The organism is Streptomyces flavusporus (assembly GCF_046267975.1).
In the GTDB taxonomy this organism is placed as follows: domain Bacteria; phylum Actinomycetota; class Actinomycetes; order Streptomycetales; family Streptomycetaceae; genus Streptomyces; species Streptomyces flavusporus.
The window spans coordinates 6,297,928-6,311,891 of sequence record NZ_CP176503.1 but is presented as its reverse complement, the minus strand read 5'-3'; the positions used below and the strand labels follow the sequence as shown (position 1 = coordinate 6,311,891).

Below are 13,964 nucleotides of genomic sequence, written 5' to 3'. Positions count from 1 at the left end.
GCGGCGCCATCGGAACCGTACGAGGAGGAGACAAGACATGGCGGAGCCCACGCCGCGTCGGAACGAACCGCGGCTACGCCCCGCGCCCCTGCTCTTCGAGCCCGCGGAAGCGGCCGGCGACCCGGAGCACTTCTTCGACCTGGAGTCGATGGACGACCCGCGCGCGCTGCTGGCGCGGGCGACGGAGCTGACGCAGGCCTTCCGGGCGGCGGCCGACCGGGCGGTGGAGTTCCAGGCGATCGCAGCGGCACAGCTCGCCGATCCGCGGCGGTTCGACCGGCTGACGCCCGCGGACATCGCCGAGCGGGCCGAGTGGACCGAGGACTACGCCAAGAAGATGGTGGAGTTCGGGCGGGACCTGATGCGGGGGGCCGACGGGCGGGGACCCGATCCCGTGTGAGCGGCCGGGGCTGCCGGGGCGGCCACACCTGCTTGGCATATGCCGGGCGCGCAAGATACTCCCCTTCACCCTCCCGCGTCCCGATTTCCGGCAACCTACAGGAGGGGAATGCTCACACCCCGTAGATGTGGGTGTATGAGCAGCAGCACACTGACCTCGGACGGCGCCGCCTGGCTCGCTTCGGCCGGAGCGTATCCGCGCAGCACGCTCGCCCTCTGGGAGGAGCGTCCGGACGCCCCGGTCGTCCTGCCCTGCGGTTCCGCCTTCGATGTGGTGAGCACGCCCGCGATCTTCGGGCGCCGGATGCTGGACCGGTTGTGGGACGAAGGGCCGGGGTCGGGGCCGGTGGCCGCGTTCCGGGGGCGGATGCTGCTGTTCGCCGCGCCGGGCACCGCCCAGCGGCTCCCCTCGCTACTGGAGTGGGAGGAGTGGGGCTCCCCCGGCCGCACCGCCGCCATCCCACCGCTGCTGTGCCACGGCACCGGCGACACGATCACCGTCCCCGCACCCGCCCCGACCGTCCCGACGCCCGCCTCCACGGGCCGATCCACCGGCCCCGGCCGATCCGCCCCCATCGACCCATCCGCCCCCACCGGCCGCCCCACCCCCACCGACCCGTCCGACTCCCGCTGGCTGGTCGCCCCCGACACCCGGCACCCCTGGCTGCCGGGCCCGGAAATCCTGCTGTGGGCAGCGGTACGGGTCGCCCGTTCGGCCGTGCGGATATCGATTTTTCCTCCCCCGGACCAGGGTGCTAATGTCTACGACGTCAGCAGGCGCCGCTAGCTCAGTTGGTTAGAGCAGCTGACTCTTAATCAGCGGGTCCGGGGTTCGAGTCCCTGGCGGCGCACGATGTCGATGGCGAGGCATGTTCGCAGAAAGCGCGAACCGCCTCGCCATCGTCGTTTCTGCGCGGCTGCGCCGCGCGCAGTGGGGGCTCCGCCACCCACACCCCCGTCGAAGCCTGCCGCAGCGACCGTCGGCCGACCGCTCACCCCATTGTGATCTTCACCGTCCATGCCCCCGTCGCCGTACGCCCCTCCACCTCGACGCGGACGGCCTCGCCGGGCACCGTGAAGGTCTCGCCGAGATCGACCGGGGCGTCCGCAAGGGGCGGGTAGACCGAGTTCTCCCAGCAGGCCTCCGTGTGCGGGTGGGCGTCGATCACCTGGACCGGGCCGCCGCCGGACTCGGCGCCGCTGTGCACGCGGTAGACGAGGACGCCCTGCCGGCAGGCGCCGTGATCGTTGCCGGCCGAGCCGCGCGCCTCGAAGGCGAGGACGCTGTCGGCTCCGATGCGCACGACCGCCAGCTTGGTCCCCCGCCCCAGCCCGAAGGCCGGGGCGCCCGCCGCGGCCGTCATGGGCGTTCCCGGCCCGGCGCCCAGCGGCTCCAGCGTCAGCCGAACCGGCCCCGCGCCCTGCACGCACGTCACCTGGCGTCGCTCCAGCCAGCCCAGCTTCCACTTGTGCCAGCCGAAGAGATCGGGGGCGAGTCCGAACTGGCTGCCCATCAGGTCCCAGTCGCCGACGTGGGTGTCCCAGTCGCCCTTGCCGTCCGCCGGGCGGTGGTAGAGGTCCGGCAGGTCGAAGACATGGCCGGTCTCGTGGGCGAGGACGAGCCGGTCCGGCGGATGGTTCTCGAACACCGTGACGACCCGGCGGATGTCGGTGCCGTCCACCCGTAGAGGGCCGTCCAGGTTGACCACCTTCGTGGCGTCCGAGTCCACGCCGGGCGCGTCCGGATCGGCGATGAGGTAGACGATGTCGTAGCGCGAGAAGTCGACCCGGCCGTCGGCGGCGGCGAGCGCGTCGCGCAGGTAGGCGGCCCGGTGCGGGGCGGACCAGTCGCGCTGTATGCCGTACGCCGTGGACGGCCGCGGCATACGGATCCAGTGCCGCAGCGGGTGCGGGCGGAGCCGGAACCTGCCGTAGGAGGCGCGGGTGAAGTAGCGGCTGGTGGCCGGGAAGTGGTCGGCGGTCAGCTCTGCGGGGGTGACCGTCGGGGCCGAGTCCGGGAAGGAGAGGAAGACCATCACCGCGTCCAGCGTGCGGGCCGGCCGGGGATAGTCGGCGTTCCAGGTGTCCAGGCCCTCCGAGTGGTGGGCCTCGGTGCGGGTGAGGGCGCAGGGCGCCGCCCAGAGGGGCTCGGCGACCGAGGGGCCGGTGATGAGGGAGGTCGCGGCGAGCGCCGAGAGGGTGGTGAACACGGCCGCGGTGCTGCGCAGTCGGGGACGCGGGAGCAGACGCGGCACGGGGACCTCCGGGTGCGGTTATGGGACACCGCACCCAGACTGTGTTCATTACATGTTGTATGCCCTGTTTGTCTGCATCGGACGAGTGACGGCCGTTCGAGGGAACGGCGGCAGCATCCCGGAAGTGCTCACGGACCGTCACAACCGGTCTGTCGCCGATGGAACCGGTGCTCGGGCGGGCAGAAACGATCTGTCAGGACGACGGGTGGTTCCGCGTCGATTCCGGAACACTGGACAGTGGCTGCAAGGGTCCGGGGCGAACCTCTATGATCGGCACACTTTCCTGACCTTTCCTGCCCGGACAGAGATCGAGCAGAGATCGAGCAGATCGAGTGCACTGCGGGAGCGAGCGGTGAGCGGAACGTCCGAAGGGCCGACGCCCGCGGCAGACCTCATCCGGCCGGCCGTCACAGACAGTAATCAGCAAGCGTCTCGTCGTACGAATGGCGAGGTCTCCGACCCGTTGCGGTCGGCCTTCGTCTCCGCCCCACTGGCGATGGCGGTCGTCGACCGCGAGGGCCTGGTCGTCACCGCCAATGACGCGCTGGCCGACCTGTTGGGCGCCGGCCCCGGGGAACTGGAGGGACGGGTCGCCGCCGATCTGGTGGACCTGGCGTCCGACGCCCGCACCTGGCACGCGTACCGCGAGCTGCTGCGCGGCCGTGAGGCCCGGCTGCGCTGCACCCGTCGCCTGAAGCAGCCCGAGGGGCACAGCGTCTGGGTGCAGGTCACCGTCTCCCCGCTCCCCGAGGGCACGGACGGTGTGCTGCTGGCCGCCGCCGACATCAGCGCCCGGCGTGAACTCCAGGCCCGGCTGCGGCACTTGCAGATGCACGACCCGGTGACCCGGCTGGCCAACCGCACCCTGTTCTTCGAGCGCCTGTCGGCCGCGCTGGACGTGGAGGCGTACGAGCACGGCGGCACCGGCCGGATCGGCCTGTGCTACCTGGACCTGGACGGCTTCAAGGCGGTCAACGACACCCTCGGCCACCGTGTCGGCGACCGGCTGCTGGCGGCCGTGGCCGACCGTCTGACGCGCTGCGCGGGCGAGGCCGGGTACGGCAGGGCGAGCGCGCCGCTCGTGGCCAGGCTCGGCGGCGACGAATTCGCCCTGCTGGTCGAGGACTCGACGGGCACCGAGCAGCTCGCCGATCTCGCCGAGTCGGTGCTGACAGCCCTTCAGGCCCCGTTCGACCTGGCCGGCCAGCGGCTGTCGCTGTCGGCGTCGATCGGGGTCGTGGAGCGGCAGGCGGCCGGGACGACCGCCACCGGTCTGATGCAGGCCGCCGACACGACACTGTACTGGGCGAAGACGGACGGCAAGTCCCGCTGGACGCTGTTCGACCCCGAGCGCAACGCGCACCGCATGACCCGTCAGGCGCTCGCCTCCACGCTCCGGCAGGCCATCGACCGCGGCGAGTTCACCCTCGAGTACCAGCCCCTGGTCGGCATGGCGAACGGGCGGCTGAGCGGGGTGGAGGCGCTGGTGCGCTGGAATCACCCACAGTTCGGGATGCTGACGCCGAATCGGTTCATCGGATTGGCGGAAGAGGACGGCGCGATCGTCCCCCTCGGCCGCTGGGTGCTCGCCACCGCCTGCCGTCAGGCCCGCCGCTGGCAGCTGGAACACCCCGACGAGCCGCCCATCTTCGTGTCGGTCAACGTGGCCGTGCGCCAGGTCTGGGACTCCGACCTGGTCGAGGACGTGGCGGAGATCCTCGCCGAGACCGGCCTGGAACCGCACCTGCTCCAGCTCGAACTCACGGAGTCCGCGGTGATGGGCTCGGCAGGCCGCCCGCTGCAGGCCCTGCAGGCGCTCAGCGAGATGGGTGTGCGCATCGCCATCGACGACTTCGGCACCGGTTACTCGAACCTGGCGTATCTGAGCCGGCTGCCGGTGTCCGTGCTGAAGCTGGACGGGTCCTTCGTACGGGGATTCCAGTACGAGGACTCCGGTGCCCATCCCAACCCGGCCGACGAGGTCATCGTCGAGGCGATGATCGAGCTGGCCCATCGGCTGGGGCTGACCGTCACCGCGGAGTGCGTGGAGACCTCCGCGCAGGCCGGGCGGCTGCGCCGGATCGGGTGCGACACCGGGCAGGGGTGGCTGTACTCCCGGCCGGTGTCGCCGGATCGCATCTCCGAGCTGCTGGAGTGTCCGTCGGACCAGGCGGGTCAGGCGGGTCAGGTGGTCGGCAACGCGTAGGCGTCGGCGATGAGTTCGTAGGAGCGCAGCCGTACCTCGCCGGTGTGCGCGTTGGCCGTGATCATCAGCTCGTCGGCTCCGGTGCGCTTCTGGAGGTCGTCCAGGCCCGCGCGGACCTCGTCGGGGGTGCCGTGGATGACGTTGGCGTTCCAGGAGTCGGCGAACTCCCGCTCCGACGGGCTGAATTCGTACGCCTCGGCCTCCTCGGGGGTGGGGACGAGACCGGGGCGGCCGCTGCGCAGCCGGATCATGTTGAGCGCGGCGGCGCGGACCTGCCGGCGGGCCTCCCGCTCGTCCTCGGTCGCGAGCGCGGAGACGCCGATGAGGGCGTACGGCTCGGCGAGCACCTCGGACGGTTTGAAGGTCTCCCGGTACAGGTCGAGGGCGGGGATCGTGTTCTGCGCCGAGAAGTGGTGCGCGAAGGCGAAGGGCAGGCCGAGCAGGCCGGCCAGACGGGCGCTGAAGCCGGAGGAGCCCAGCAGCCAGACCGGCGGGCGGTGCGGGGACTGGACGCCGCCCGGAGAGGTGGCCTGGACCGGGCCGGGGACGGCGTGGATCGGGCGGTAGGGGTGGCCGTCGGGAAAGTCGTCGTCGAGGAAGCGGGTCAGCTCCGCGAGCTGCTCGGGGAAGGCGTCGGCGACCTCGTGCGGGTTGTCGGTGCGGCGCAGGGCGGCCGCGGTGGCGCCGTCCGTGCCCGGAGCGCGGCCGAGGCCGAGGTCGATACGGCCGGGGGCCATGGCCTCCAGCGTGCCGAACTGCTCCGCGATCACCAGGGGGGCGTGGTTGGGCAGCATCACGCCGCCCGAGCCGAGCCGGATGCGGTCGGTGTGGGCGGCGAGGTGGGCGAGGATCACGGCGGGGGAGGACGAGGCGACACCGGGCATGGAGTGGTGCTCGGCGACCCAGTACCGGTGGAAGCCGCGGGACTCCGCGAGACGGGAGATCGCGACGCTGGTGCGCAGTGCGTCGGTGGCGGTCCCGCCGGCACCCACGGTGACCAGGTCCAGTACGGAGAGGGGCACGGGGGCGGTGCCCTGGCTGGTACCGCGGATGTCGTCTGCCGTCACGGGGTCCTCCTGCGTGTTGCGCTGTCCTCAGGTCTTCCTGGCGTCAACGGACGGATGACCCCATCTATTCCTGTGCATATATTCGTCACACCTGGATGATCGGCTCCTTGGTGAACAGAGACCCCAGCTCCGGCGCGTTCACCCGTCGGTCGGTCAGGCGCAGGGCCTCCCAGACGGTGACCTGGTTGGCCGTGAGGACGGGTTTGGCGAGCTCTTTCTCCAGGGCCGGGATGTGGGCGGCGGTGTGCAGGGCCGTGTCGGGGAGCAGTACCGCCTCCGCGTCGGTGTGGTCGGCCGCGCGGGCCAGGGCGAGCAGCTCCGCCTCCCCCCAGGTGCCGACCTCGGCGGCGGTGATGATGCCGGAACTGCGGACCGCGACCACCTCCGCACCGCCCGCCCGCAGGAAGTCCGCGAACAGCGACGCCACATCGTCCGGGTAGGTCGCCCCGACCGCGACCCGGCGCACGCCGAGCTCCTGCACGGCGTGCACGAAGGCGAAGGCGGTCGAGGAGGCCGGCATGCCGGCGCGGCGGGCCAGGGTGCGTACCTGCTCGTGGGCGCCCTCCCAGCCGTACACGAAGCTGCCGCTGGTGCAGGCCCACACCACCGCCTCGGTGCCCGCGAGGCGCAGCTCCTCGACGCCCGCCGCGAGCCGCTCGGCCGAGCCCATCTCGCGCAGCGCATCCACCCGGTGGGCGTCCTCACCGATGTCGGTGTGGACGAGGTCGACCCGGATGTCGCTCCCCAGCAGCTGCTCGATGCGTGGATAGTCGTCCTCGGCGGAGTGGCCCGGGTAGAGGAATCCGAGTGCGGTCATGTCGAGCCTTCCTGCTGTTGTTCTTCTTCGGGCAGGGGTTCGGGCAGTACAGGGTCGGGCTGTACGGCACCAGCACCTGCCTCCGGCAGTACGGGGCCGGTGCGTGCCGCCGGATCGATCAGCGCCTGATACGGCCCCACCGCCCAGGTACCCAGCCGGCGCAGTGCCGCCCACACGGTCACCTGGTTGGCCGAAAGGACCGGCATCCGCAGTTCGGCCTCCAGTTGGGGAATCACGTCGTACGTCGGGAGATTGGTGCACGCGATGAACAGGGCGTCCGCGCCGGCCCGCCGGCGCACCGCCTGACGCGCCATGTCGGCCACGTCGCGGTAGGGGACCTTCCAGATGTCCCGCGTCAGCCCCATGAACGCGCATCCGGTGACCTTGACGCCCGCCTCGGCCACGTACTTCTCCAGCGACCGGGTCACCGACACGGTGTACGGCGTCACCAGGGCCACCCGGCGCACGCCCAGCTCCCCGAGCGCCTCCAGCAGTGCGCCCGAGGTGGTGACGGAGGGCACCGCGCCCGCCCGGGTCATCGCCTCGCACATCGCCCGCTCGCCGACGATCCCGCCGACGAAGCTGCCCGAGGTGCAGGCGTAGGCGACGACCTCGGGCGCGATCGCGTTCAGCGTGCGCACCGCGTCGCCCAGCGTCTCGTGCTCGCTCACCAGGCGCGCCAGGTCGAGACTGACCTCGACCGGCACGAACGGCGTCCGGGTCAGGTGCAGCGACACCTCGTCCGGCACCCAGCGCCACAGCTCCCGGTCCAGCGCGAAGTCGAACGGGGCGACGACCCCGACACCGCGCTGTGGACCTGGTCCGCCGAGAAAGGAGACGTCCATGGCAGGCACCGCCCTCACACGGGGAAAAGGGGTGAGCAACGGACCGCACACACGCCCGTGTTGACGAAGGTAGGTTCGGGTGCGAGCGTGGTCAAACCTCGCATGTCAGACGGCCGCCAACCCCTCCATTTCGCCCCGAGAAACGGCTTCCGCATGACCGTCGCTCCCCCGCCCACCGGCACTCCCACCCTGCTCGTCCTGGACGCCGATCCGCTCCCCCGCCTCGGGCGTCTCACGGGCCGCGCCAAGATCGAGCACACCGACGAGCCGGGGCTCGCTAAGCGGCTGCCGCACGCCGATGTGCTGCTGGTGTGGGACTTCACCTCGCACGCGGTCCGCGAGGCCTGGCCGGGCGGCGGGCCGCGGCCGCGCTGGGTGCACACGGCGAGCGCGGGAATGGACCATCTGCTGTGCCCCGAGCTCGTCGCCTCGGACACGGTGGTCACGAACGCGCGCGGCATCTTCGACCAGCCGATCGCCGAGTACGTCGCCGCGCTCGTCCTGGCGATGGCCAAGGACCTGCCCCGCACCTGGGAGCTGCAACGGGAGCGGGCCTGGCGGCACCGCGAGTCCCGGAAGGTCGCCGGGACCCGGGCCTGTGTCGTCGGCTCCGGCCCGATCGGCCGCGCGATCGCCCGTACGCTCAAGGTGCTGGACATCACGACCGCGCTGGTCGGCCGCACTCCGCGCACCGGCGTCCACGGCCCCGACGACCTGGACCGGCTGCTCTCCCGCGCCGACTGGGTGATCGCGGCCGCGCCGCTGACGGAGCAGACGCAGGGCATGTTCGACGCGCGCCGGTTCGGGGTGATGCAGCCCTCTGCCCGGTTCGTCAACGTCGGGCGCGGGCAGCTGGTCGTCGAGGACGCGCTGGCCGAGGCGCTGGCCAAGCGCTGGATCGCGGGCGCCGCGCTGGATGTCTTCACGGACGAACCCCTTCCGGCGGACAGCCCGCTGTGGCAGGCGCCGGGCCTGATCGTGTCCCCGCACATGAGCGGTGACACGGTCGGCTGGCGGGACGAGCTGGGCGCCCAGTTCGTGGAGCTGTACGAGCGATGGGAGGCGGGCAGGCCACTGCCGAACGTGGTCGACAAAAAGCGCGGATACGTACCCGGACACTGACGCCCCCGGGAGGGTGGATGACCCAGCCGACCGAGCTCACCGAACTGACCGCCGTACAACTCGTCGACGGCTACCGCAAGGGCGAGTTCAGCCCCGTGGAGGCGACCCGCGCGGCACTGGAGCGGGCCGAGCGGATCCAGCCGGAGGTGAACGCCTTCGTCCGCCTCACCGCCGAGGACGCCCTCGCCCGGGCAGCGGAGTCGGCGCAGCGCTGGCGGCGCGGGGAACCGGCCGGAGCGGTGGACGGGGTCCCGGTCACGGTCAAGGACCTGCTGCTGCTGCGCGGCACCCCGACCCTGCGCGGCTCGCGGACCATCGACCCGGAGGGCCGCTGGGACGAGGACGCGCCCTCCGTCGCCCGGCTGCGCGAGGCCGGCGCGGTGTTTCTCGGCAAGACCACGACACCCGAGCACGGCTGGAAGGGCGTCACGGACTCCCCGCTGACCGGGGTGACCCGCAACCCGCACGACCTCTCCCGCACCGCCGGCGGATCGAGCGGGGGCGCGGCGGCGGCCGTGGCGCTCGGCGCGGGGCCGCTGGCGCTGGGCACGGACGGCGGGGGCAGTGTGCGTATCCCGGCGGCGTTCTGCGGGATCTTCGCGCTGAAGCCGACGTACGGCCGGGTCCCGCTCTACCCGGCGAGCGCCTTCGGCACGCTGGCGCACGTGGGGCCGATGACGAGGGACGCAGCGGACGCGGCCCTGCTCCTCGACGTCATTGGCGCCCCCGACTCCCGCGACTGGTCGGCACTCCCGCCGGCTCCCGGCTCCTTCGTGCAGGCCCTGTCCGACGGCATTCACGGTCTACGCGTCGCCTACTCCCCGTCCCTCGGCGGCCAGGTCGCGGTCCGCCCGGACGTCACGACGGCGGTACGGCATGCGGTGGAGCAGCTGGCGGAACTCGGCGCGTACGTCACCGAAACCGACCCCGACATCACTGAGCCGATGGACGCCTTCCACACCCTGTGGTTCAGCGGGGCGGCCCGGGTGATCCAGCACTTCGGCCCCCACCAACGGGAGTTGCTGGACCCGGGCCTGAGGGAGATCTGCGACCTGGGCGCCCGCCTCACCGCCCTCGACTACCTCGCTGCGGTGGACGTCCGCATGGACCTGGGCCGCCGTATGGGTCACTTCCACGACACCTACGACCTCCTCGTCACCCCGACCCTCCCGATCACGGCCTTCGAGGCAGGCGCCGAGGTCCCCAAGGGCTCGGGCCACCGCCGCTGGACGGGGTGGACCCCGTTCACGTACCCGTTCAACATGACGCAGCAGCCGGCGGCGACGGTCCCGGTGGGGGCGGACGGGGACGGGCTGCCGGTGGGGATGCAGATCGTGGCGGCCCGGCACAGGGACGACCTGGTGCTACGGACGGCGCATGCGCTGTACGAGGCGGGGGTGGCCGGGGTCGCAACTCCGTCTCCGCAGACCACCAGGTACGACGAGCGGTCCGAGCCTTCCCCCTCTTAGCTCGGACCAGGGGTCGGTGGCCTTGGGGTTGGCGCCCTGGAACGCTTTGACCTGACCCTATGAGGGCCGGGCCCCCTTCCCTGCTCAGCCCGGCGATACCTATCGTCCGGGTATGTACGGGCTCAGGAAGGAGGCCCTCGATGTCTGTCTACGTCGGTATCGACGTGCACCGCAAGCGGTCACAGATCGCGGTGGTCGAGGACGACGGTGCGGTGCGGGCCAACCGCAACGTGCCCAACGGGGTCGAACCGGTCCTGTCGGTGATCGGGGATCTGCCGATCGGCGCCCCGGTCGCCTTCGAGGCCGCCTACGGCTGGGGCTGGCTGGTTCAGCTGCTGGAGGACTACGGCTTCGAGCCGCATCTGGTCCACCCGCTGCGCTGCAAGGCGATCGCCTCCGCGCGGCTGAAGAACGACAAGGTCGACGCGGCCACCCTGGCCCAGCTGCTGCGCGCCGATCTGCTGCCGGAGGCGTGGATCGCCCCGCTGGATGTGCGGCAGCAGCGCGCGTTGGTGCGGCACCGCTGCCAGCTGGTGCGGTTGCGCACCCTGCTGCGCAACCGGGTCCACGCCGTCCTGGCGGACTACGGCTGCGACCGTCCCGGCAGCTGTTTCACCGCTCCGGGCCGCATCTGGCTCGACAGCCTTGATCTGCCCGACGCCTCGCGCCGCGTGGTCGACGACCTCCTGGTCCTGATGGACGCCCTCAAGGAGCCGATCGACACGGTGGACCGGCAGCTGCTCGCCACCGCACGGGGCGACCCCCGCATCAAAGCGCTCACCCGGCTGCCGGGGGTGGGCGTACTCACCGCGCAGGTCATGGTCACCGAGATCGGTGACGTCACCCGCTTCCCCTCCGCCCGCAAGCTCGCCGCCTGGGCCGGACTGACCCCCACCGTCCGCGCCTCGGACCTGACCGTGCGGCACGGACACATCTCCAAGCAGGGCTCCAACTGGCTGCGATGGATCCTGTGCGAGGCCGCACAGAGCGCCAAGCGGTCCCCGCAGTTCGCCCCCGCCTACCAGCGCCTGGCCCGCCGCCGCGGCAAGAAGATCGCCACCACCGCGATCGCCCGAAAACTGCTCACCCACGCCTACCACCTGCTGCGCGCCGTCCCGGCCCGGCAGGACCACCGGGGGGCGCGATGACAGCAGCACACGACAACCGCCACAGGCGGTCGCAAACCCCGGGCGAGCTCGCAAAACACCATGAGACGGCCCTGTGGCCGCGCTCGATGACCTGACTGAGCAACCCGGATCCCCGCACCATGGTCATGGCGCCGGCCTGCGGCCGGACGCCGAATGGGTGTGTGTGAGACCACTCCGCCGACCAGCCGGTACCGGGGATGACAACGACCGTTTCTGCCAACATCCGTGACGCTTCCTCGGCCTCCATTCTCGGCCGCCGCTCGTCGGCGTCCAGCTCGTTCGTCCTCGCCCCGCTCGTCCCTCGCGGGGCTCCGGGCGCTCCAACTGGACCCCTCCCACGCGGCGGCCCCCCACAAAGACCGCGAGGAAGGTCCGCAAGGAAAAACGCCCCGGCATCCCACCGAAAAGCCGCAGGCGGGGGCCGTCTACGCCCCCTTGACAGGCCCGGCCCTCATGGGTGGTGTTTCATGCGTTTCAGGGCGTTGCCGGGGGTGCGGGTTTTTGCGGGCTCGCGCTCCCCCGGGGCTCCCCAGACTCCCCAGGGACTCCCCGGGAAACGCAGTGAAACCGCCGCCGTCCGACCCCTTTGACCTGGGGCGGGACGGCGGCCGAAGCACAGACAGGCAGCGCGTGCCCCTGCACCGAGAAGCTGCGCTATCGCCTCAGCAGGCGTCGGCGCTGGGGAGGTGTCTCCATGACCACCCTCACGCCGGCGCGGAACGCCTCCTCGGACTGCTCCCACTTGGTCATGATCCCTGCGATGCGCGTCTCGTCGCTGAGGGGCCGTCCGCGCCGCTCAGCCAACCGCAGCTCGAAAGCAGCATCCCGTACGGCCTGCACCACGTTGTTGGACAGTTTGGCGAGCCGACCAGGACCAAACTGATCAACGCCCGCCCGTGCCTGCGTCAGTAGTTCTGCCTGCTCCTCGAAGAGACGCGCCGCGGTCCGCAGCGCCTCCCGTTGCGACGCCGTGAGCGGACCATCCCCGTGATGATCTATGTCAGGAACATCGAGGTCTGAGTGCGAGTCGATGGTCCGTTGGACCTGCGTCAGGGCTTCCAGAAAGGCACTGCAGGCCACCAATCGCTTCTCCCGTAGCCAGTGCCCGTGTTCAACCATCCCAGCGTCACGTGTCTGCGCACGGGTTGCCGCATAGGTAAAGACGGCTGTTCCCAACGTGCCAACGACACCAACTGCGGCCCCGAGAACGGCTGCTACCCCCTGATCCATGGTCCACATCCTGTCGCGGATCACGATCAAGCGACACTGTCCGTGCCCGCGCCGACGTAGCAGCGGCAGGGCCCGCCTCAACGCCGCAATGCGTCGATGAGTTCGGCAATCTGGGTGCACGGGAAGTGTAGAAGCGCCTCTGCGGCCAGCCCCTCAGGTTCGAGGGGGACATTCATTCGCCAGGAGCCGACGCTCCAGGGCCTGCGTATGCGGTCGCCAAAGGCCACGGTCTCAGCGAGCAGCGCAGCCAGCCGCTGGGCGTCGGGGACCGGCATCTTCACCAGGGCATAGCCGCGGTGGTAGGCAATGAAGCCGTCACCGCCGTAGCCGAGTGGGGTGTCGCGCTGGGCACGGACGCCAGCGGTGGCTTCGCCGACGTCTTGGCAGCAGGCCGTGGTCGTGAAGCCGAGGCGCCAGAGTTCTCGGATGACGGGGACCATCTCGGTGTCGATGTCCACCTGGTCCCCAGTAGGGGTGGTGAGCATCTCGGTGGGGTGGATAGGCGGGTCGGTTGCCATCGGAGTTCCCCTCGTCGTCAGGCGCGGCGGTAGGCCGACCAGCGGGCTGCCGCGTCGGCGAGGCCGCGCTTCCAGGGCACGTCGGGGGCATCCGCGGCGATGCCCTCCCACAGGCGCTGCTGGGCGGTGGCGAACACGTCGAGGGCGCGGGTCGGTGCCGTGGCCCAGGCCGGGGTCTTGGCGGCCCACTGTTCGGCGGCCTCCAGCGTGTGGCCGGCGGAGATCAGCCAGACGACCCAGCACGCGGCGTCGATCCAGGCGGCGCCTCGGGTGGGCCAGGCCCAGTCGACGACGCGGGCGGCGTGATCGACGATGAGGACGTTGTCCGGGGTCCAGTCGGTGTGCAGCAAGGTGTCGCCGCTCAGGAGTTTGGCGTCATCGGGGGTGTCGACGTAGTCGGCGAAGCGCTGCTCGATCTGCTTGAGCTCGATTTCCGACGGGGCCGGGACAGAAGCGAGCGTGATGATCGCCTCGGCAACGAGGGGCAGGTCGGAAGACGAGGGGCCGTAGTCGGCAGGGCGGCCGTCGAGGTGCTCGAAACCGAGGAGGTTCCACTCGCCGTCGTCGATTCGCCAGAGGAGGCGTGGGGCGAGCGGGGCGACGTGGGGGTTAATGGCGGCTTCGCGTTGCTGGGTCCAGGCGCGGGGGTGGTCGCAGCGCAGGCCCTTGACGAAGACGCGGCCGGCGCTGGTGTCGAGAGTGGCGGCGATCTCGCTGTTGAGGCCCTTGTCGGCGGTCGTCGCCGCGTAGATAGGGCCGGTGCAGGCGGCGACGGCGTCGCGGGTGGCGGTGGGGAGGTCGTTCCAGTGCAGTCTCATAGTCACCACGGCGGAAGTGTAGGGGCGGGAGAGACACGAGTAGCGGGGCCGCCCGCACGTGGCGGGCGAC

13 protein-coding genes and 1 tRNA gene are annotated in these 13,964 nt (G+C 71.4%); 7 read left to right on the top strand and 7 right to left on the bottom strand.

Annotated elements, in window-relative coordinates:
* Positions 1-37: 37 nt before the first annotated feature.
* The 3 genes from ACKTSN_RS29875 (at position 38) to ACKTSN_RS29865 (ending at position 1,250) form a co-directional block, all read left to right on the top strand.
* Positions 38-400 (top strand): hypothetical protein, encoded by a 363-nt coding sequence (locus ACKTSN_RS29875; protein WP_385510146.1) that lies wholly within the window; start codon positions 38-40, stop codon positions 398-400.
* Positions 401-508: 108 nt separating this feature from the next.
* Complete coding sequence (locus tag ACKTSN_RS29870; protein WP_409471935.1) at positions 509-1,186, top strand: bifunctional DNA primase/polymerase; 678 nt, start codon at positions 509-511, stop codon at positions 1,184-1,186.
* Positions 1,177-1,250 (top strand) — tRNA-Lys (locus ACKTSN_RS29865). Before ACKTSN_RS29870 ends, ACKTSN_RS29865 begins: the two co-directional genes overlap by 10 nt.
* Positions 1,251-1,391: 141 nt before the next feature.
* On the opposite strand, the gene ACKTSN_RS29860 is transcribed toward ACKTSN_RS29865, so the two are convergent.
* Positions 1,392-2,654, bottom strand: coding sequence for a M6 family metalloprotease domain-containing protein (locus tag ACKTSN_RS29860; RefSeq protein WP_409471934.1), 1,263 nt, complete (start codon positions 2,652-2,654; stop codon positions 1,392-1,394).
* A gap of 352 nt (positions 2,655-3,006) precedes the next feature.
* Here ACKTSN_RS29860 and ACKTSN_RS29855 point away from each other — a divergent pair, with 352 nt between their 5' ends.
* Positions 3,007-4,860 carry a putative bifunctional diguanylate cyclase/phosphodiesterase gene (locus ACKTSN_RS29855; RefSeq protein ID WP_409471933.1) on the top strand — a complete coding sequence of 618 codons (1,854 nt, stop codon included), beginning with the start codon at positions 3,007-3,009 and terminating at the stop codon, positions 4,858-4,860.
* Here ACKTSN_RS29855 and ACKTSN_RS29850 read toward each other — a convergent pair.
* From ACKTSN_RS29850 to ACKTSN_RS29840, 3 genes are all read right to left on the bottom strand, one after another.
* Positions 4,839-5,927, bottom strand: coding sequence for an LLM class flavin-dependent oxidoreductase (locus ACKTSN_RS29850; RefSeq protein WP_409471932.1), 1,089 nt, complete (start codon positions 5,925-5,927; stop codon positions 4,839-4,841). The genes ACKTSN_RS29855 and ACKTSN_RS29850 overlap by 22 nt on opposite strands.
* An 85-nt stretch (positions 5,928-6,012) precedes the next feature.
* Positions 6,013-6,744, bottom strand: coding sequence for a maleate cis-trans isomerase family protein (locus ACKTSN_RS29845; protein WP_409471931.1), 732 nt, complete (start codon positions 6,742-6,744; stop codon positions 6,013-6,015).
* Positions 6,741-7,589, bottom strand: coding sequence for a maleate cis-trans isomerase family protein (locus tag ACKTSN_RS29840; protein ID WP_409471930.1), 849 nt, complete (start codon positions 7,587-7,589; stop codon positions 6,741-6,743). Before ACKTSN_RS29840 ends, ACKTSN_RS29845 begins: the two co-directional genes overlap by 4 nt.
* Positions 7,590-7,742: 153 nt before the next feature.
* Here ACKTSN_RS29840 and ACKTSN_RS29835 point away from each other — a divergent pair, with 153 nt between their 5' ends.
* The 3 genes from ACKTSN_RS29835 to ACKTSN_RS29825 all read left to right on the top strand — a co-directional run bounded on the left by ACKTSN_RS29835 (position 7,743) and on the right by ACKTSN_RS29825 (position 11,328).
* Positions 7,743-8,711, top strand: a complete 969-nt coding sequence (locus ACKTSN_RS29835; protein WP_409471929.1) for a D-2-hydroxyacid dehydrogenase — start codon at positions 7,743-7,745, stop codon at positions 8,709-8,711.
* A gap of 17 nt (positions 8,712-8,728) precedes the next feature.
* On the top strand, positions 8,729-10,180 hold the full coding sequence (locus ACKTSN_RS29830; RefSeq protein WP_409471928.1) for an amidase: 1,452 nt from the start codon (positions 8,729-8,731) through the stop codon (positions 10,178-10,180).
* 140 nt (positions 10,181-10,320) lie between these two features.
* A complete protein-coding gene (locus tag ACKTSN_RS29825) occupies positions 10,321-11,328 on the top strand; it encodes an IS110 family transposase (protein WP_409467772.1) in 1,008 nt (335 codons plus the stop codon).
* A gap of 654 nt (positions 11,329-11,982) precedes the next feature.
* On the opposite strand, the gene ACKTSN_RS29820 is transcribed toward ACKTSN_RS29825, so the two are convergent.
* The 3 genes from ACKTSN_RS29820 to ACKTSN_RS29810 are packed head-to-tail and all read right to left on the bottom strand — an operon-like array spanning position 11,983 to position 13,894.
* A complete protein-coding gene (locus ACKTSN_RS29820) occupies positions 11,983-12,588 on the bottom strand; it encodes a hypothetical protein (protein WP_409471927.1) in 606 nt (201 codons plus the stop codon).
* 47 nt (positions 12,589-12,635) lie between these two features.
* Positions 12,636-13,076 (bottom strand): hypothetical protein, encoded by a 441-nt coding sequence (locus tag ACKTSN_RS29815; protein WP_409471926.1) that lies wholly within the window; start codon positions 13,074-13,076, stop codon positions 12,636-12,638.
* A gap of 17 nt (positions 13,077-13,093) precedes the next feature.
* Positions 13,094-13,894, bottom strand: a complete 801-nt coding sequence (locus ACKTSN_RS29810; protein WP_409474959.1) for an aminoglycoside phosphotransferase — start codon at positions 13,892-13,894, stop codon at positions 13,094-13,096.
* Between the last annotated feature and the right edge of the window lie 70 nt (positions 13,895-13,964).

Bases quoted from the DNA above. Each gene is read 5' to 3' on its own strand.
- ACKTSN_RS29875 (WP_385510146.1), top strand. From the start codon at position 38: ATGGCGGAGCCCACGCCGCGTCGGAACGAACCGCGGCTACGCCCCGCG.
- ACKTSN_RS29870 (WP_409471935.1), top strand. From the start codon at position 509: ATGCTCACACCCCGTAGATGTGGGTGTATGAGCAGCAGCACACTGACC.
- ACKTSN_RS29845 (WP_409471931.1), bottom strand. From the start codon at position 6,744: ATGACCGCACTCGGATTCCTCTACCCGGGCCACTCCGCCGAGGACGAC.
- ACKTSN_RS29840 (WP_409471930.1), bottom strand. From the start codon at position 7,589: ATGGACGTCTCCTTTCTCGGCGGACCAGGTCCACAGCGCGGTGTCGGG.
- ACKTSN_RS29835 (WP_409471929.1), top strand. From the start codon at position 7,743: ATGACCGTCGCTCCCCCGCCCACCGGCACTCCCACCCTGCTCGTCCTG.
- ACKTSN_RS29830 (WP_409471928.1), top strand. From the start codon at position 8,729: ATGACCCAGCCGACCGAGCTCACCGAACTGACCGCCGTACAACTCGTC.
- ACKTSN_RS29825 (WP_409467772.1), top strand. From the start codon at position 10,321: ATGTCTGTCTACGTCGGTATCGACGTGCACCGCAAGCGGTCACAGATC.
- ACKTSN_RS29815 (WP_409471926.1), bottom strand. From the start codon at position 13,076: ATGGCAACCGACCCGCCTATCCACCCCACCGAGATGCTCACCACCCCT.
- ACKTSN_RS29810 (WP_409474959.1), bottom strand. From the start codon at position 13,894: ATGAGACTGCACTGGAACGACCTCCCCACCGCCACCCGCGACGCCGTC.